The 18,518-nt window shown below is 55.8% G+C and carries 14 protein-coding genes and 3 tRNA genes; 11 read left to right on the plus strand and 6 right to left on the minus strand.

Annotated elements, in window-relative coordinates; all coding sequences use genetic code 11:
* Window positions 1-13: 13 nt before the first annotated feature.
* Window positions 14-1,135, minus strand: coding sequence for an isochorismate synthase (locus WG915_RS06230; RefSeq protein ID WP_339564517.1), 1,122 nt, complete (start codon window positions 1,133-1,135; stop codon window positions 14-16).
* Between the two features lie 26 nt (window positions 1,136-1,161).
* On the opposite strand from WG915_RS06230, the gene gltX reads away from it, so the two are divergent.
* From gltX to WG915_RS06250, 4 genes are all read left to right on the plus strand, one after another.
* Window positions 1,162-2,643, plus strand: a complete 1,482-nt coding sequence (gene gltX, locus WG915_RS06235) for a glutamate--tRNA ligase (protein WP_339564518.1) — start codon at window positions 1,162-1,164, stop codon at window positions 2,641-2,643.
* Window positions 2,644-2,838: 195 nt separating this feature from the next.
* A tRNA-Gln gene (locus WG915_RS06240) sits at window positions 2,839-2,910 on the plus strand.
* 37 nt (window positions 2,911-2,947) lie between these two features.
* A tRNA-Glu gene (locus tag WG915_RS06245) sits at window positions 2,948-3,020 on the plus strand.
* 635 nt (window positions 3,021-3,655) lie between these two features.
* On the plus strand, window positions 3,656-4,210 hold the full coding sequence (locus WG915_RS06250) for an HD domain-containing protein (protein WP_339564519.1): 555 nt from the start codon (window positions 3,656-3,658) through the stop codon (window positions 4,208-4,210).
* Here WG915_RS06250 and WG915_RS06255 read toward each other — a convergent pair.
* Entirely contained in the window at window positions 4,207-4,779 is a 573-nt protein-coding gene (locus WG915_RS06255) for a hypothetical protein (protein WP_339564520.1), read from the minus strand. The genes WG915_RS06250 and WG915_RS06255 overlap by 4 nt on opposite strands.
* Window positions 4,780-4,927: 148 nt before the next feature.
* Between WG915_RS06255 and WG915_RS06260 the strand changes: the two genes are divergently transcribed.
* The 4 genes from WG915_RS06260 (at window position 4,928) to WG915_RS06275 (ending at window position 11,212) form a co-directional block, all read left to right on the plus strand.
* A tRNA-Glu gene (locus WG915_RS06260) sits at window positions 4,928-5,003 on the plus strand.
* 182 nt (window positions 5,004-5,185) lie between these two features.
* A complete protein-coding gene (locus tag WG915_RS06265) occupies window positions 5,186-6,673 on the plus strand; it encodes a hypothetical protein (protein ID WP_339564521.1) in 1,488 nt (495 codons plus the stop codon).
* 440 nt (window positions 6,674-7,113) lie between these two features.
* Complete coding sequence (locus WG915_RS06270; RefSeq protein WP_339564522.1) at window positions 7,114-9,249, plus strand: ATP-dependent nuclease; 2,136 nt, start codon at window positions 7,114-7,116, stop codon at window positions 9,247-9,249.
* Window positions 9,250-9,262: 13 nt separating this feature from the next.
* Complete coding sequence (locus WG915_RS06275; protein ID WP_339564523.1) at window positions 9,263-11,212, plus strand: UvrD-helicase domain-containing protein; 1,950 nt, start codon at window positions 9,263-9,265, stop codon at window positions 11,210-11,212.
* Between the two features lie 273 nt (window positions 11,213-11,485).
* Here WG915_RS06275 and WG915_RS06280 read toward each other — a convergent pair whose 3' ends face one another.
* The 3 genes from WG915_RS06280 to WG915_RS06290 form a co-directional block, all read right to left on the minus strand.
* Window positions 11,486-12,763: a TetR/AcrR family transcriptional regulator gene (locus WG915_RS06280; protein WP_339564524.1), complete on the minus strand. Its 1,278-nt coding sequence runs from the start codon at window positions 12,761-12,763 to the stop codon at window positions 11,486-11,488.
* 73 nt (window positions 12,764-12,836) lie between these two features.
* A complete protein-coding gene (locus tag WG915_RS06285; protein WP_339564525.1) occupies window positions 12,837-13,532 on the minus strand; it encodes an SIR2 family NAD-dependent protein deacylase in 696 nt (231 codons plus the stop codon).
* Between the two features lie 7 nt (window positions 13,533-13,539).
* On the minus strand, window positions 13,540-14,253 hold the full coding sequence (locus WG915_RS06290) for an IclR family transcriptional regulator (protein ID WP_339564526.1): 714 nt from the start codon (window positions 14,251-14,253) through the stop codon (window positions 13,540-13,542).
* Window positions 14,254-14,332: 79 nt separating this feature from the next.
* Here WG915_RS06290 and leuC point away from each other — a divergent pair, with 79 nt between their 5' ends.
* Both leuC and leuD read left to right on the plus strand, forming a co-directional pair.
* Window positions 14,333-15,751 carry a 3-isopropylmalate dehydratase large subunit gene (gene leuC, locus WG915_RS06295; RefSeq protein ID WP_339564587.1) on the plus strand — a complete coding sequence of 473 codons (1,419 nt, stop codon included), beginning with the start codon at window positions 14,333-14,335 and terminating at the stop codon, window positions 15,749-15,751.
* Between the two features lie 17 nt (window positions 15,752-15,768).
* Entirely contained in the window at window positions 15,769-16,356 is a 588-nt protein-coding gene (leuD, locus tag WG915_RS06300) for a 3-isopropylmalate dehydratase small subunit (protein ID WP_339564527.1), read from the plus strand.
* A 6-nt stretch (window positions 16,357-16,362) separates the two neighbouring features.
* Here leuD and WG915_RS06305 read toward each other — a convergent pair whose 3' ends face one another.
* Window positions 16,363-17,376, minus strand: coding sequence for an NUDIX hydrolase (locus WG915_RS06305; protein ID WP_339564528.1), 1,014 nt, complete (start codon window positions 17,374-17,376; stop codon window positions 16,363-16,365).
* 141 nt (window positions 17,377-17,517) lie between these two features.
* On the opposite strand from WG915_RS06305, the gene WG915_RS06310 reads away from it, so the two are divergent.
* A complete protein-coding gene (locus WG915_RS06310; protein WP_339564529.1) occupies window positions 17,518-18,516 on the plus strand; it encodes an NAD(P)H-dependent glycerol-3-phosphate dehydrogenase in 999 nt (332 codons plus the stop codon).
* The last annotated feature ends 2 nt before the right edge of the window (window positions 18,517-18,518 follow it).

An 18,518-nucleotide genomic window follows, 5' to 3' on the forward strand; every position in this document is an offset into this window, starting at 1 on the left:
GGAAGTGCTGCATTCACCGTCGGTTTTGAGATCCCAACCCCAGAGCGCGCATGATCGTGCGAAGCTTGGCATCGGTTTCCGCAAGCTCTGCGGTCGGTGAGGAGGAGGAAACAATCCCTCCGCCTGCCCAAGCGCGAGCTGTGAGACCGTCTGGAGAAACTTCCGCGCAACGAATGGCCACCATGTATTCGCCGTCGCCGGCATTATCGCACCAGCCGACGGCTCCTGCGTAGAAGCCACGGGGGGTTTCCACGGATTCGATGAGCGCTTCGGCGGCGTCGACAGGCGTGCCACAGATCGCGGGGGTTGGGTGGACGCGTAGCGCGAGCTCAAGGGCAGTTGTCGGCTGCGCAAGAGTGCCGACAATCGGCGTGGCCAAGTGCCACATCTCGTCAGTCTTGGTGAGCTCGGGCTGGTCTGGGACTGAAAGCGAAGAACACAGCGGGGTGAGGATCCGTTGCAAGTGCTCGACTACGAAGCGATGCTCGGAGAGATCCTTTGCACTGGCCTGGAGGTTGGCGCCGGCCAGGTGATCGGCCACCGGGTCGTCGACACGCGGTGCGGAGCCGGCGAGCGGGTAGGCAGAAACCGTCGAGCCCTGGCGTTTGATCAGGACCTCGGGGGAGCTACCCACCAGGAAGCCGCGGCCCACGGGGGAGAGGTTGGCGATGAAGCCGTCGCAGTTGTGGGAGTTGTCGATCAGCCGCGCGGCGACGAGTCGGGGGTCTACGGGCGTCGAAAAGCGGATGTCCACAGCGCGGGCGAGCACCACTTTCTCCAACAGGGTCGAGGACAGCGTCGATACGGCGGCAGCGACGCGCTCCACATGCTCGGCGGGTGAGGGGTCGAATCCGGTGACGCGTGCCGATAGCTCGGAGCCGGGGCCCATCCGGTAGTAGGAGTGCGGCTCCAGTGGGCCGTCCTCGCGGATCACCTGGGCAGGGACGGTAAGGGCGGCTGGGGCGTCACGCAGGAAGGGGAGTGCACCCACGATCATGTCGTGCTTGCCGGCCTTTAACGCGGCGGCGGCATCCCAGGCGTCGGTGTATGTCTCCAAACTGCCCTGGGTGCGCACGGAGCCATGCGACCGGGAGAGCAGGAAATCGGGGGCGGTGGACGGCCGAGGGTTACTCATAATCACAACAGCTTACTGGACTAGACTTGGGTGCCATGACTGAAGTACGCGTACGATTCTGCCCGTCGCCCACCGGCACCCCGCATGTCGGCATGGTCCGCACCGCACTGTTCAACTGGGCCTATGCTCGCCATACTGGTGGCAAACTGGTTTTCCGCATCGAAGACACTGACGCCGCCCGGGACTCCGAAGAGTCCTACCAAGCAATCATCGATTCCCTCACCTGGCTCGGCATGGACTGGGACGAAGGCGTGGTCATCGGCGGGCCACACGAGCCGTACCGTCAGTCCCAGCGCATGTCCCTGTATGAGGATGTGCTGCGCAAGCTTATCGACGCCGGCGAAGTCTATCCCGCGTACTCCACCGCCGAAGAAGTGGAAGAGCGCCACAAGGCTGCCGGACGTGACCCGAAGCTGGGCTACGACAACTACGATCGTGAGCTGACCGCAAAGCAGATTGCCGCCTTCGAGGCAGAAGGCCGCAAGCCGGTGTGGCGCCTGCGTATGCCGGATCAGGAGTGGAAGTGGAATGACCTCGTTCGCGGCGAGATCTCCTTCCAGTCCGCCACCCAGCCGGATTACGTGGTTGCTCGCTCCAATGGTGCGCCGCTCTACACCCTCGTGAACCCGGTCGACGACGCTCTCATGGGCATCACCCATGTGCTGCGTGGCGAGGACTTGCTCCCGTCCACCCCGCGTCAGCTCGCCCTGTACGCGGCGTTGCAGCGCATCGGCGTGACTTCGTTTACGCCGGAGTTCGGCCACATGCCGTTCGTGATGGGCGAGGGCAACAAGAAGCTCTCCAAGCGCGATCCGCAGTCCAACCTGTTCAATCACCGCGACAACGGCATCATCAAAGAGGGCATGCTGAACTACCTGGCTTTGCTGGGTTGGTCCCTGTCCGCCGATCAGGACATCTTCTCTGTGGATGATCTGATCTCCAACTTTGACGTCGCCGACGTGCTCTCCAACCCGGCTCGCTTTGATCAGAAGAAGCTCGAGGCCATCAACGCGGACCACATTCGACTGCTTTCGGCGGAAGACTTCGCCGAGCGCTTCCGCGCCTACCTGGAGGAGTACACGGACTTCCCAGCGTCCTATGACGCCGAGAAGTTCGCCTTCCTTGCCTCCCTGACCCAGACCCGCATCAAGACCCTTTCCGAGGGCTGGGAGCTCATCAAGTTCCTCTTCACCGCGGATTCTGACCTGGTGCTGGACGAGAAGTCGGCGCGCAAGAATCTGAAGGAGGACGCCGTGCAGCCACTGGAGGTGGCCATTTCGGTGCTTTCCGCGCTCGAGTCCTTTGACACTGCGAGCATCGAGGCAGCGCTGTCCAAGGCGCTTATCGACGACCTCGAGCTCAAGCCTCGTAAAGCCTACGGCGCCCTGCGCGTGGGAATTTCCGGTGCTGCGGTGTCCCCACCGCTATTCGAGTCCATGGAGCTGCTGGGCAAGGAGTCCACGCTGAACCGTCTGCGCGCTGCGCGGGAAGCAACTCCTTTCGCTTAGGGATTAGGTGGCGGTTGCGGAATTTCCCACTTCGGGTGGAAGTTTCAGCCGGTTTTCCGACGTTCCGGGGTGAGTAATCCGACCCCGGGGCAGAAATCCAACTCAGAGGGCACCTGCCACCAGCGGATTTGTTGAAGTTGCGCGATTGTGGTTATAGTATTCCTCGTTGCACAGCGCACAAAACGCTGGAAACATTGGCCTATGGTGTAATTGGCAACACTACGGTTTCTGGTACCGTCATTCTAGGTTCGAGTCCTGGTAGGCCAGCCGCAGTTATCTGTACTGCATAATCAACAGAAGTCCTGCCCCGTTCGTCTAGCGGCCTAGGACGCCGCCCTCTCACGGCGGTAACACGGGTTCAAATCCCGTACGGGGTACAACATAAAAAGCTCCTTCTTCGGAAGGAGCTTTTTGTTTTCGCTCTTAAACGGCCACAGTTGGAACTTGCATGTTGATCAAGCCGTAGGAGCGAAGCGCGAGCAACCTCAATAAGTCTAATTGGTTAACGGACCCCGTGTACCCGGTTTGGCAAAAGAGTGAAAAACTGGTCATAACCACCGGATAATGGAGCTTCTCACAAAGGCTTCCCTGCAGCTGGGGCGGTGTTTATGCTTCAGGTATACAACGTTGTATCGCAAGTAGCACCCAACTTAGATAGGAGAGTGAATGGAAGAGCTGAAAAATTATCGACGCACTCCAATCGCACCTTCTGTAAAGCGTGCCCAGCCGTAATCCAATCCTTCTACAAGCGCCAGATATGCGCGAAGGTGGAGCTAACAGAAAGAAGTGTGAATGCGAAAGAGCGTCCGCAAATACGGTCAGCTAAGCGCACACTCGACATAACTTCCCTTCAGAGATATGGCGGACGTTGCATCGAAAGCAAATGGTGTAAACGAAACTTCCGCTCCGGATGTCGAACTAAGCTGTGAACACCGCTTAGATACGGCCACTGCGTTATCAACGGAAAGCCTCACCGAAATGGTGGGGCTTCTTCCACGTCATAGGAGAATCCATGTTCACACCTCGCCTTATGCGCGCCATCAACACCGCAGCCTGGGCCCACGATGGACACCTCCGCAAAGGCACGAACATCCCTTATGTTTCTCATCTGTTTGGTGTCATGAGTATCGCCGCCAGTGCGACAACCGACGAGGACGTACTGATCGCCTGCCTGCTTCACGACGCCATCGAGGACGTTCCCGAAAAGTATGGCGCTGCCCAGATGGGCGCAGACTTTGGTGAGCGAGTGACCGCCATCGTGCTGGGCGTGACGAAGCAGGAATTGCCCACCTGGCAAGAACGCGCGGACGCCTACTTGGAGCACCTACGCTATGAGGCATCGCCAGAATCGGTGCTGGTCTCACTCTGCGACAAAATGCACAACCTCATGAGCATCCTGACTGATCATTCGGAAATCGGCGCGGAATTGTGGGAGCGCTTCAACGCTGGGAAGGAGCGCCAACAGTGGTGGTACCGCTCGATCCTAGAGGTGGCACAGGCGCGAATCCCGGATTCGCCAGTGCTGTCGCAGTATTCTGCACTGGTCGAAGAACTGCAGGAGTGCTAGTACAGCACCACGAGCGCGTCATTGCCGCCTGAGCAAGTGATCACCTTGTTCGCGTCAGTGCCACAGGTCATGGTGTAAGGCTGATGGGTTACCGGACTGGTGACGGCTACAGAAGGTTGCAGATGTTCGCGGACGTTGTCATCAGTAGCGTTGAGGCCAGCGATCTGAGCACCCATCAACGCTAGGGCGAACTCGCAGCTTGTGTTTTCTCCGGCCGCCAGCATGTGGATCCCGTAGCCGTCGCCTTGGGTACACAGCGTCATGTTGTTGCCATAGATCTCGATGGGGTCTCCTGGATGCATGCTTTGTTGCAGCTTCGCCGCCATCTCCTGCTGGAAGTTGCTAGGCGAGGCCTGTTGAGGAGGCGGTGGTGGTGGTGGAATCTGTTTTGTCGACGTCGTCGTCACTGCTGCTATCGGCGGTGGGGTGGGTGCCAACTCCGACGTGGTCGTGACGGTGACGACGGCGGTGTGAACTTCCGGCTCAGGCTTTTTATCTGCTCCACAGGAGGAAAGGCCAAGAGCAAGCGTGGCGACGACAATGAGAACAGGAAACTTGGCAGTGGTCATGCCTACAGTCTATTGCCGATTTCACTTGTACACGAGATGAAAGTGAGAATGTGGCAAGTTAGCAAATCTGCAGGCTATGGCCTAGATTTGGTGCTTTTGTTCCCTTATGTTTACTATTGCCTAGTCCGCTTTTAAAAGCAGATGCCGCGCCCCGTTCGTCTAGCGGCCTAGGACGCCGCCCTCTCACGGCGGTAACACGGGTTCAAATCCCGTACGGGGTACCAAATAAAGAGCTCCTTCTTCGGAAGGAGCTCTTTATTTTCGCCCTTAAACGGCCACACCTGGGGTTAAAGGACAAAATGTTGTAGGCGCAACGGCTAACCTCAGATCGCACAGCGAAAGGCGCGTGTTAGGCGCGAGTTCGTGGCACAATGACTTCAGATAGCGAGCGAGATCGGTGGTCGTTGTGGCGCATAAGATCAAGGGGTTAACTGCTCTTCAGGTCGAAGTCTTGGAGTGGATTAGGGCTGGTCAGCCTGAGGATGATCCGATCAAGGATTCGGATCTTGTTTACCGGGGTCATGCGCGCAAGCTTGAGCGGCTTGGGCTGGTTGAGATCTATGGAAGAGGAGATTCTTGGCAAGTTTGGCTAACTGAGCTCGGGAAGAAATGGCCGAATCTTTCCATCTCGGAATTAGGGGCAACGCTTGCCACGAAAAAGCCTTGGAAACGCTGTCCAAACAGAAAAGCTCCTAAGCCAGTGGTGTCCGAAAAGCCAGCATCGCGGCCGGTGGTAGCGATGGGGCCGGTCGTGTCGGCTCGCACTAGGTTGTTGTTTGAGGAGATTCTGGAGACGGAGTTTCACATCGTGGCTCGTCCTGAGCTGGAGGATGACGGGGCGGTGGATTGGAACCAGAGGGCTAATGAGCTGCGTTCAGCGAAAACGTTGCTTGGTGATACCTGGCGGGTGAGCACTCGGTCACGAAACGTCGGGAGTTGGTGCAAGAAAAAGTATGACGTGGATATAGCGTTAGTGCCGGTAGATCATTGGCTCAGTGATCCGCTTCCAGAGGAAATCAAGCGTCATCACCGAGCTGTGAGTCAGGTGATGAAGTACTCGACGAATGTGTCGACAGAAATGAAGCCTCGTGCCCGACGTCTGTTACATCAGCTGTTTTTAGAGGTGGATGCTCGGGGTTGGTCGTACGGAGCAGTGGAGGTTGATCCGTACTCGGGACATAAGACGTCGCGGGAACGAGGTTCACTAAACGCGCGGGATACCGGCTATGGGTTCCAGGTCGATGGGCGTGATTTCTTTGTCTCTGCTACTGAGCAGGTTGATCGGGTGGAGCGGCCGGCGACGAAGAAAGAGCTGGCGGGCTTCGAAGACCGCAAGCGGTGGTATCCAAAGGCTGAGCTGAAGAAGTTCTATGACCATCCGTACAACGGGCTGTTGACTATCACGATTGGTCGCTACCAAGCCAAGGATACGAAAACACGGGTGGCTGAAGATGGATTTGCGAAGGTACTGGCTGGAATTACCCTGGATCAGTTCTGGTCAGATTACGATGCTGAAATGGATCGCCGGGCTAAAGGCAGGTGGGCCAAAAAGGTGGCCATCGCTGAGAAACAAGCTGACGAGGTGTTTCGCAATCGTGGTCTCTACGATGAGTTGGAGAAGCAGGCGATGGCGTGGGATCGGTTTGAGAAGGTTCGGCGGTATATAGAGGAAATGCGTGCGCGGGTAGGAGAGCTTTCTGGTGACGAGCATGATCGGGCAGTGGAGTGGCTGTCGTGGTGTGAGGGACATCTTGACGATCGCAACCCAATGCGACAGCTGAAAATGCCGATTGTTCCGACGGTTGGTGGGTTTGAGCGGGAGAGACTGGTGCAGCAGCTTGCGAGTCGGGTTCCTGATGCAGAAATCGAAAATGACAAGATGAATATGAGCTGATTTCTTCGGTAAAAGTGCGCACTGGAGGGTGGGTTTATATTCCCAATTAACCTAATAGGAAACGGTAAGAAAGTTTTGAGCAAATTGACGCAAAAATCGCTGAATTGCGAGAATTGTGTTTACATGTCGGTCGTCGAATGTAATCAAAAATGATCCAGCCATAAGCGGGATCACCTCTGTTAAAATCATGAATTATGTGTAAGATTCAAATGGTGAAAGTGGTACCATTAGACACATAACTTATTTTAATAGTGTCCCGTCCTCGCTCTACTGTTCAGTGTTTTGGCGGGTGGGTAGAATACTGTTTTTGTTCGGTTGTATGTCATATAACGTTGATTGTGCGACGTCGAAAAAATATCCGGAGGCGCAAGACTCTCCACTATAGAAATTGAATTTGATATAATTATTGGCATATGAGAACAGATAAGGATGCGGAAACCATGAGCATCGATGAGTTAGCAAACCTTGCTTTAGGCGCAACGGACACTTCGCAGGTGGGGTCAACAGTACAAAATGGAAACGACGATGCTCACGGGCCGATGTATCTAAGTCAACTGAGGATTCGTAACTTTCGCCAGTTTGGCGGAAGCGGGGTCAATATTCCGTTCGAGCCGGGAGTGACCGTACTTTTAGGGCCAAATGATAGTGGTAAGACTGCAATACTAGATGCAATTCGATACATCTTGACGACTCGAGACCAGGAATACATTCGCTCAGATCTTAACGATTTTCATATTGCCTCAAATGGAAAACAAGCGGAGGAATATGAAATTAGCGCCCGCTTTTCGAATCTTGGGGCGAGCGATATTTCCAGATTCGTTGAGTATTTAACTTACGAAGATAAGACTTACTTCTTAGACCTCACGCTGACCGCGAAGATAAGGCAAAGAGCCGGTAGGACAGGTGTCTATACAACAGTTACCTCAGGGAAAGATGGGCTAGGGGCATTAGTTGACTCGTTGACTCGCGAACTACTCGCGTGTACCTACCTCAGACCTCTTCGAGATGCGGAAAGAGAGCTCGCGCCCGGTAGAGGATCAAGACTATCCAGGGTTCTGCAAAGCTATCAGGCGATTGATCTTGGTGGAGAGTTTGACTCAGAAAACGTTCCGCAAAGTAAGGCGGATCTAGAAGGACTTAGTCTTTCAGCGCAAGCACAACTGTTTGAGTATCTGGTAAATAAGAACCAGGGTGTTGATAGCGCTGCCAAAACTCTTAACACGCAGTATCTTGAAAACCTCACTTTGAAAAACGATTCGCTTGGAGGAGCGATCGGACTAGTCTCGCCGCAAAACAATGTTCAAAAGTTAAGGCAAATCCTGGAACGTCTACAACTCAACCTATTTAACATGGGTGAAACTGAGAGGGCTCGTGGTCGATATGGTCTTGGTTCCAACAATCTTCTATACATTGCATGCGAGCTATTGCTTATTGCCCAGGATAGTGAGGGGCTAGGTCTGCTTTTAGTAGAAGAGCCCGAAGCTCACATTCACCCCCAGCGACAGCTTCAAACTCTTGTGTTTCTCCGAGAAAAGGCCGAAAAAGATGGCCTTCAAGTAATCGTTACCACTCATAGCCCTGTTCTGGCGTCGAAAGCTAAGACTGAAAATGCAGTTCTAGTCACACGTAAAGGCCCTTTTTCTTTAGCTAAAAATTGCACAAAACTTTCCTCAAGTGATTACAGGTATCTCGACAGGTTCCTCGACGTAACTAGATCAAACCTTTTCTTTTCAGAAAATGTCCTAATCGTTGAGGGCGATGCTGAAGAAATCCTTCTTCCAACTATCGCAAAACTGATTGGATGCGACTTCACTAAGTTCGGCGTATCAGTGGTAAATGTACGAGGGGTTGGTCTAAGAAGGTATGCGAGGATATTTCTCAGGAGAGATCTCAAGGAAGACGAAATTCCGATAAGGGTGGCGTGTATCACCGACCGAGATATTGTCCCAGATACAGCTATTAGCCTCATGTCGAATAAGTTCCAGCAGTCCAAGAATGAGTTGGATTACCAGAAAGACCCTGATAAGAACGATCTACCTAATGGTGCCAAAAGGAAATGGCGAAGCGAAAATGACCCACTTTTCGCACTGTTGCCGGAAGGTGGAAAGTATGGAGACACTAGTCTTATTACTCTAGGAAAGGACATCTACCTTGAAGAAAAGAAAGCGGCTGACAGTGGTCTAGTTAAGACGTTTATTTCAGACCATTGGACGCTCGAATACGACCTTGCTGAGGCGGGTCTGGCGAGGGAAGTATTTATTTCTGCAGAGCTTGCTCTCAAAGACGATGCTATTCATGACCCGAATAAACCTGAAATGGGTCTGGAGAGTGTCAGATGCACAGCCGAATATAGTTTTGATGATCTGGTCAAACAAAACGACAGCGATCAAATTGCCTCGCATGTCTATCGGAAGTTCGTTTCGCAGGGGGCATCAAAAGCGGTGGCAGCCCAGTATCTTTGTGACCTTCTTGAAGAGAAGTTTGTAAACGATCCAGACGGGCTCTCCAAAGTACTACCGCGATATCTAAACGAGGCAATTGAATGGGCCGTGAGCGGTGATAGTCAGGATGGATAACCCGAATTCAATCATGATCCCAGAACTCGATGACGACCTCGTTCAATCACTGGCAGCAGAACTGGGTTTAAGCGAGCTCGACTCATCCCGGAGCGAGTTTGTTAGAAACACAACATCACTTGACATTGCCGCTTGTCCTGGTAGTGGTAAAACAACGCTCGTGGTTCTTAAATTCATCGCGTTAACCAGGAGGTGGAGCAAGGAAGGTTCGGGTATTTGCGTACTTTCTCACACAAATGTAGCTAAAGATGAAATAACCTCGAGACTTAACAACCTTGGTGAGGCTATCAATACCGACGGACGGCCGCATTTCGTCGGTACTATTGATAATTTCCTCAACCGATTCTTGGCTACACCATATTTAGCATCCCTAGAATGTACTCCGTCGACTATTGATACCGACACAGTGTTGAGCCGACGCAAAAACTTGTTACCTGCGAATATTATAAGAGGTAGCCTGTCAAAGAGGCGAGATATCGACAGTATCCTGCAAGCAAAAGTTGCGTCGACAATAAATCCCTGCGGTAAGCTTCTAGGCAGCGGAAAGAAAACCATAGGAAAAGACACTAAAACCTACAAGGAAGTAAGCTCCGCGATATGCAGCTCAATGAGTCAGGGTCTGTTTACCTATGACGAGATACTCCTTTTTGCCAAGAATTGTCTCGAGGAAAACCCCTCGATTGCAAAAGCAGTCTCCCGTCGATTTCCCTTCGTAATCGTGGATGAGGCGCAAGATACCAATGTCTTGCGCTCGGAAATTCTTAAACTGATATTCGATGGGCGATCGGTCGTTCAGCGAATAGGAGATCCAAATCAGAGATTGGGAGACGAAGACATTGACGAGTCGTTTCCATCCGTGGAATGTCACTCGATCTCGGACAGTTTCCGATTCAGTCCCAGTATTGCGGACGCTGCCAATGGTCTTGCCGTTGAATCTGTAAAGCCAAATGGCCTAAAGGGCCTTGCCGCGGAATCAGTTGCTTCTTCTCGTCATTTGATCTTGTTCAATCCCAAAGACGACATCGTTAGCGTATTGCCTACATTTGGGCAAATATGTATCGAGAACTTAACGGCAAAGCAAATTCATTCCGGGAAGATCGCTGCAGTGGGGGGTAGGCATACCGACGATAGAGCCCCTGAAGAGCGAGAAGCAAACAAGCCTTATTCTATCGCGGACTACCTGCCAACCTATAGGCCCAAAGGTAAGGATGTCTCGGAATCGGGACTCTTTACATTGCACGACTACTGGCTACAGAGTCGAAACATAGTCTTACATACTGGGCGAACTGGGGATGGTGTAAACCTCCTAAGTACGGGAGTACTGACTGCCTTGGGGGTGCGCAAAAATTCTAGGCCTTTTCTGCAACTTAAAGGGTTGATCACTTCTTCATCAGTGTCAGAAATTCTGATCTCTCGAATCGTGAAGACCGTTAGCCCAGATCTATTACTGTCGGAAGACTCGTTTAGTGAAATTCAGGCTGCTGTTTTGGAAGTGCAAAGAGATCTGGTACTGCTAGGTGAAGTAGCACCTCCGACTGATCGTCAACAACGCTTTGCGTCAGCGTTCGATAATAGTCGAGGAATTTCTGCAGCGAAGTCAAGTGGCACTCAAGATAATACTTTCATTTATGACGGGGTGAAGATTGAATTGGGAAGCATACACTCCGTAAAAGGGGAGACTCACGTTGCAACACTCCTTCTTGAGACCTTCGCATACGATCACAAAATAAAGGACGTGTTTTCGTTTATCTCCGGTACGGAAGAGAATTCGCAGAAGAAGGGAAAGAGAAGGCTGAGCCGAATGCGTGAATGCTATGTTGCCTTAACGCGTCCAACATCCCTGGTAGCGATTGCGATGCCATATTCCTCGTTGGGCTTCAGCAGCCGCGAAGATGCTCTCCAGTTGAACTCCATAAACACGCTCCGTAACAGTGGTTGGAACATCGTCACCATTGGAGAGTGAAGCTGTGATCTTCTGTCTAGTTTCGAAATAGAGGTTTATGTGTTGTACATCTCCGCATGGCAAGTGGATCCAGTTGAGCCCAATTTTCACAGCAGATTGGAGTAGTCAATCTTTCTAGCTTTATACGGTCTGTGCTGCCAGATTTGGTACTTCCGTAAGCCTTGACAAGTCCCTGTATATGTTGCGTAACGTTTGGGGTACCACATGAGGTAGCAGGTCCACTAGGACTAGCTACCTCATTTTGTATTCTGCTATCGTCGCGCAAACGCCCACTTAAACGCAGGCTTCTTCCGGCTCAATCAGGACCGCAGTGGTGTCCAACTCGAGCCTATCGGCCATCGCGAAGAGGACGTAGTCTGCGATCTTGGAGATAACTGGCGCGCTTAAGTTGAGTTCGCGCAGGAAGCCGGTGGAGATCAGGTGTGCCATGCCTTGGGCGATGGACCATAGGTCAAAGTTGAGTTCGAAGGCATGCCAGGAGTTGTGGGGCTGGCCAACCTCGGACATTACGGCCCTGGCGAAGCTGGTGAGCTCGCCAAACGCAGACTCGGGTACTGGCGATTCTTCTGGGACGGGGATGACGGAGCCGCTGGAAATGGCGGTGAGTACATCGAATCCCTGGGGGTCACTCTTTGCATAGCTGAGGTAGGCGGTGTAGCCGGCCTTGATGTTGTTCAAGCAGCTAGCTGTCTGCGGTAGCGAGTGGATTTGGCTTTGGATGCGTACCCGCACGCGGGAGTCAAGGCAGTCTTCCAGTTCTTGGGAGAGGGCGGAATCGCCGTCGATAAGCGCGTAGGCGGTGCCGGGGGATACGCCGATGCGGTTGGCTGCGGCCTCAAGGGTGAGTGCGTCGAGACCCTGTTCTGCGGCGTTCTCGATGCCCGCGCGGAATAGCGCGTGCTTGATGCCTTCGCGCGTGGACTTGGAGTAGGAAGAACTCGCGGGTGCGTGGGTAAGGCGTTGCGGGTACGCGGGTTTGATCGGGGCGGGCGCGGGCGCGTCGATGATGTGCGTGAGGTTTCTGATGAGGCGGCGCAGCAGTTGGGACTTGGCGGTGGGCAAAAGCCAACGGGCTGCGCCGCAGGTACACAGGCAGCACATGCCGTGGATGCTGGCCATGATCGCCAGGCTTTTGGTTTTCCAGTCTTCAATACCGGCGGCACTGGAGAGATTCCTAAATAGGCTAAGCGACGGGTGAAGTTTGCCTTGCTGGGGTAGCAACAGGTGCAGTGCCCGGAAATTAGGGGGCTCGAACTGCGCAAAGGTGAAATAGCCCGCGCTTAGAACTTCCAATTGCTGGGGAAGCTCACCCTCGGGGTTGCTCGGGACGTAGTGCTGGAGCCGCATTTCGAGGTGATCAAGCATCGCAGCCCGGAAGTGTTCATCATCGGGAAAATACTTGTGGGCCACGGTGAGGGGCACCGTAGTCTGTGCAACTGCATCGAGAAGAGATATCTCGCGATTGATATTCGCTCCGACTGCCGCGATTCCCGCTAGCAGGAGGCGCTCGCGCACTCCTACCATGCGTTCTCGCGTCAGATTTTGGCCCATGTATCTGATGCTAACGTCCGACCTTAAGAAAAGCTTGATAATTTGCGAAAAGCAAGAGCTGATTTCCCTTGTTTTATTTACTCGTCAGCAATTGCGGTAATCCCAGCGCAGCCGTGGTACGCCAGGAAAAGTCAGCGCTACTCGTCAGCTCCGTGGGATCCGGTGAAATCTCCAGCACTCGCCGCGCTAGTCGGGGCAGCGAAGCTGCCGGCTGGACGACGCCCGATGTGCCCACCACGAGCAGCAAATCGCAATCGCGGATGAGCTCCTCGGCGCGAGCCCATTCTGCGCTGGGCAGCATCTCCCCAAACCACACGACTCCGGGGCGGATAAGATTCCCACAGAGCGGGCACTGTGGGGGAGTATCGCCCAATTCACCACGAAACGGCCGACTGCAGATGGTGCAGCGGTAGCTGAACAGGCTGCCATGCAGGTGGACTACCTCACCTGCTCCGCCACGCTCGTGTAGGTCATCGATGTTCTGAGTGATCACCGGCACTCCGGCGAGCGCGACGTGGCCGGCATTGGGCTGCGCCGCCGCTGCAATCAAGGCGCGGTGGCGGTACCACGTCCACATCGGTTCTGGATCCCGGGCCCACGCATCGATGCTGGCCATCGCGGTGGGGTCAACGTTTTCCCACAGCCCCGTTTTGGGTGAGCGGTAGGTCTCCAGTCCAGAATCGGCGCTCATGCCGGCGCCCGTGAAAGCGACAATGTGCTCGGCTTCCGCTACCAGCTGGCGAGCTGCCTCGGGGACGTGGGGAGTCATTGCTGTCTTAGCTTTCTAGCTGCTGCGCGGCGTCGATGAGCAAGGCTCCCCATTGTTGGCCAGCATCGCGCGGGAAGCGGGCATCTGGGCCGGAGATGGATAGGGCAGCAATGATCGTGTTGCTGGCGTTGTTGACTGGGACGGAAACGGAAGCCAGGCCGGCTTCGCGCTCTGAGAAGGAAGCGGCCCAACCTTGAGCACGGACTTTTTCCAGGTCGGCTGCGGTGAAGGCGGCGTCGACAAGCACGCGCTCACGTACCTCAGGGGCGCTGAACGCGGCGAATACCTGGGCGGCTGAGCCAGCGCTGAGGGAGAGGCGCGAGCCAACGGGCACAGTGTTGTGCAAGCCTGAGGAGGGTTCGACGGCGGCGACACAGAGGCGCTTGTTTCCCGAGATGCGATAGAGCTGCACTGATTCGCCGGTCTTTTCCATGATCGAGTGCATCAGGGGGGTGGCGGCCTCGATGAGGAGATCGCCGTGGCCGGCTGAGAGTGAGACTAGACCGGGGCCGATGCGCCACCGGCCGTCCTCAGTGCGGGATAAGAATTCGTGGGCTTCCAGTGCGGTGGCGAGGCGGTGCGTCGTGGCCCGGGGGAGCGCGGTGTCTTCGCAAAGTTGCGCGAGGGAGCGCGGGCCATCGGCGACAGCTTGCAAAATGAGTACTGAGCGATCCAGCACTTTAATGCCGCTTGTAATGTCTCCTGTGCTATCGTGTTCCATGCTATGATATTAACATCTCAATATGTGGAATTCAATTATTGGAGTGAATTCCATAACGACGGGCAGTAGGAGGCTCATCATGGGGACAGGTTTAACCCTGGCAGAAAAGGTCTGGAATGACCATATAGTCACCAAAGGCGAGGCGGGCTCACCCGATCTCATCTACATTGACCTGCATCTTGTCCACGAAGTGACCTCCCCACAAGCCTTCGACGGTCTGCGGCTAGCTGGCCGCAAGGTCCGACGCCCAGATCTTACCATTGCCACCGAAGACCATAATGTGCCCACGACCGGCGTCGAGAGCGGCGCAATCGAAGAAATTAAAGACGCGATCTCCCGCACCCAAGTGGAAACGCTGCGCAAGAACACTGCCGAATTTGGTGTGCGACTGCACCCAATGGGGGACATCGAACAAGGCATCGTTCACGTCGTTGGCCCCCAACTCGGCCTCACCCAGCCCGGTATGACCGTCGTCTGCGGCGATTCCCACACCTCCACCCACGGTGCCTTCGGTTCCATCGCCATGGGTATCGGCACCTCGGAAGTTGAACACGTGCTGGCAACCCAGACGCTGTCGCTCAAGCCTTTCAAGACGATGGCGGTGAACGTCTCCGGCGAGCTACAACCCGGCGTCTCCGCCAAAGACCTGGTGCTAGCAATCATCGCGCAAATCGGCACCGGTGGTGGCCAGGGGCATATCATCGAATACCGGGGCCCGGCGATTGAGAAGCTGTCCATGGAAGCCCGGATGACCATCTGCAACATGTCCATCGAGGCCGGTGCCCGCGCTGGCATGATCGCGCCGGATCAGATCACCTTCGACTACCTGCAGGGGCGAGCACATGCGCCACAGGGTGCAGACTGGGATGCCGCCGTGGACTACTGGACTTCACTGCGCACTGACGACGACGCCGAATTCGACACAGTAGTCAACATTGACGGCTCCGCGCTGACTCCCTTTGTCACCTGGGGCACCAACCCTGGACAAGGGCTGCCCCTGGCCAGCACGGTTCCTGTGCCCGAGGAGATCGCCGAGGACGGCGAACGCGCCGCCGCCGAGAAAGCAATCGCCTACATGGACCTGACCCCCGGCCAACCGCTGCGGGAGATCAAGATTGACACCGTCTTCGTTGGATCCTGCACCAACGGCCGCCTGGAAGACCTGCGCACCGCCGCCGACATTGTCCGTGGCCGCACCATCGCAGCCGGGACCCGCATGCTCGTCGTCCCCGGCTCCGCGCGCGTTCGGGAACAAGCCATTGCGGAAGGCATCGACAAAGTCTTCACCGACTTCGGCGCCGAGTTCCGCGCACCGGGCTGCTCAATGTGCCTGGGAATGAACCCAGACCAGCTCGCCCCTGGTGAACGCTCCGCCTCCACGTCCAACCGCAACTTCGAGGGGCGCCAAGGCCCCGGCGGACGCACCCACCTCGTGTCCCCAGCAGTCGCCGCAGCCACCGCCGTCGCCGGTCATCTGGCCAGCCCGGCAGACATTTAAGGAAAGAAGGCAACGTCATGGAAAAGTTCAGCACTCACACCGGTGTTGGCGTGCCCCTGCAGGCCTCCAACGTGGACACCGACCAGATCATCCCGGCGGTCTTTCTCAAGCGCGTCACCCGCACTGGCTTTGAGGATGGGCTCTTTGCCTCCTGGCGTAAGGATCCAGCCTTTGTCCTGAACCAAAGCGCCTATCAGCAGGGCTCGGTGTTGGTCGCCGGTCCAGATTTCGGCACTGGATCTTCGCGCGAGCACGCAGTCTGGGCGCTCATGGACTACGGCTTCCGCGTAGTCATCTCCTCCCGCTTCGCGGACATCTTCCGCGGCAACGCCGGAAAATCTGGGCTACTGGCAGCTCAGTGCTCGCAGGAAGACGTGGAGATCCTCTGGAAGCTCATGGAGGCTAACCCAGGGCTGCAGTTGACAGTGGACCTGGAAAACCGCAGTATCCAGGCCGAGGGCGTCACAGTCCCGTTTGAGATCGATGATTACACTCGCTGGCGCCTCATGGAAGGCCTAGATGACATCAGCCTCACGCTGCGCGATGAAGCAACCATCTCCGACTTTGAAGCACAGCGCCCCAACTTCAAGCCACTCACTCAGTAACAGGACCTACTTCACCGGTAGCGGACTGGCCAGGTAGTCCGCGCCGGTGAGTTCGCCGTTGTTGAAGCTCAAGACCCAGGCGGAGCCCTTCTTACAGGCAATCTCATCTTCCAGCGGCAGCCGCCCCTTCGCGGACATCGCGGCAATCATGTCTGGAATGATCAGGCCCTGCGCGACGATGACAGAAATCCCGCCGGCAGTAACGATCTCCTCGAACTTGCGCTGCGCATTCGCCATGTCTCCCAGCCAGGCATCATCGCCGAAGAGGGGGTCCACCTGTACCGGGATGCCGAGCTCATCGGCAATCGGGGCTGCGGTGGATTGGCAGCGGTCGGGGAGCGCGGAATAGACGGCCGTTGGCTGGAACGGCAGGAGCATCGGCACGAGCATCTCTGCTTGTCGACGCCCCTTCTTATCCAACGGGCGGAGATTGTCATCACCGGACCAAGTTCGACGATCATGCGCCTTGGCGTGGCGCACGTACAAAATACGAGTGGTTGCCGGGAGTCGGAAGCGCTTCTCGGCCTTAGCGAGCACCGTGCGATCCACCTCATAAGACAGCAATTCAGAGGCCTCGGCGATGGACATCCAACGGATCTCATCGACCTCATCATTGGGCACGAACTCGCCCCCGATAACCTCACCGGTCCAGTAATAGACCACCTTCGTCCGGTCCAGCACGGGGTACGTCACCTTGCCCAGCAACTTGCCGAGGCGCACCTCGTAACCGGTTTCTTCCTTGATTTCCCGGAATGCAGTGACAGGGAGTGATTCTCCGGGGTCCACCTTGCCCTTGGTTAGCGACCAGTCGTCGTAGAAAGGCCGGTGGATGACGGCGACTTCAATGGTGTCGAGGTTATGGACGTCGCCACGCCAGAGCACCGCGCCCGCAGCCAGGGTGGAGCGCTTGTACTCCTTGGCGGGATCGGCGCTGATGGATTGGTAACGGCCGGTGACGGCGAGATCGTTGTCCACATCCTTGTCATTTTCGTGACGATGCTTGGCAGGGTTCTTCGACATGATCTCTTCCTTCACTGACATTCGGCCGACAACTCTTAAGATAAGGTCAGTATTTGACACCATTTTTGTCTAGTTCGTAGCAAGTTGCACGTTCGGCACGCCCGATTGCGCACTTTAGTAACCAGAGGGAGAAGAAGCATCGTGGTAAAAGTTGCAGTCATGGGGGCGGGATCCTGGGGCACCACGATCGCGAAGGTCTTCGCGGATGCCGGCAACATGGTGTCATTGTGGGCGCGGCGCGAAGAACAAGCCCATAGAATCCAACTGACCCGGGAAAACCCGGAGTACTTGCCGTCACTGATTCTCCCGGCGTCGATAAGCGCGACTTCAGCGGCGCACACGGCGCTCGACGGGGCGGACATCGTGGTGTTGGCGGTGCCCTCACAATCGCTACGGGACAACCTCGCCACGTGGCGGGAACTCATCCCTGGCGATGCCTCGCTGCTGTCATTGGCCAAGGGCGTGGAACGCGGCACCAATCTGCGTATGTCCGAGTTGATCGCGGAAGTCACGGAGGCAGATGCCAGCCGCATCGCGGTGCTCTCGGGGCCAAACCTAGCCCGAGAAGTAGCGCTGGAACAGCCAGCCGCCACAGTGATTGCCTGCCCGGACGAGAATCGAGCCAAGCTCATTCAAGCTGCCGTGAGCACCCCGTATTTCCGCCCCTACACCAACTCAGACGTGGTCGGTTGTGAAATCGGCGGCGCCTGTAAGAACGTCATCGCACTGTCCTGCGGCATGGCCGCCGGAAAGGGACTAGGGGAGAACACCCTGGCGACGCTCATCACCCGTGGCCTCGCAGAAATCACCCGCCTCGGTGTGGAACTGGGCGCCGATGCCCGTACTTTCTCCGGGCTGGCTGGGCTGGGCGACCTGGTAGCCACGTGTTCCTCGCCACTGTCACGCAATCGCACCTTCGGAGAGCGCCTCGGCCGCGGCCAATCCCTCGACCAAGCACGGGTCTCCACAAACGGCCAGGTAGCCGAAGGCGTTGTAGCTTCCCAGGCGGTATTCGCCCTGGCCCAAGAACATGACATTGACATGCCGATCACAGAAGCCGTGCACGCCGTCTGCCATGAGGATATGGCCGTGACAGAAATGATTTCTGCACTCATGGGGCGTTCTAAGAAGTCCGAGTAGTG

This window comes from Corynebacterium sp. H128 (assembly GCF_037482625.1).
GTDB lineage: Bacteria > Actinomycetota > Actinomycetes > Mycobacteriales > Mycobacteriaceae > Corynebacterium.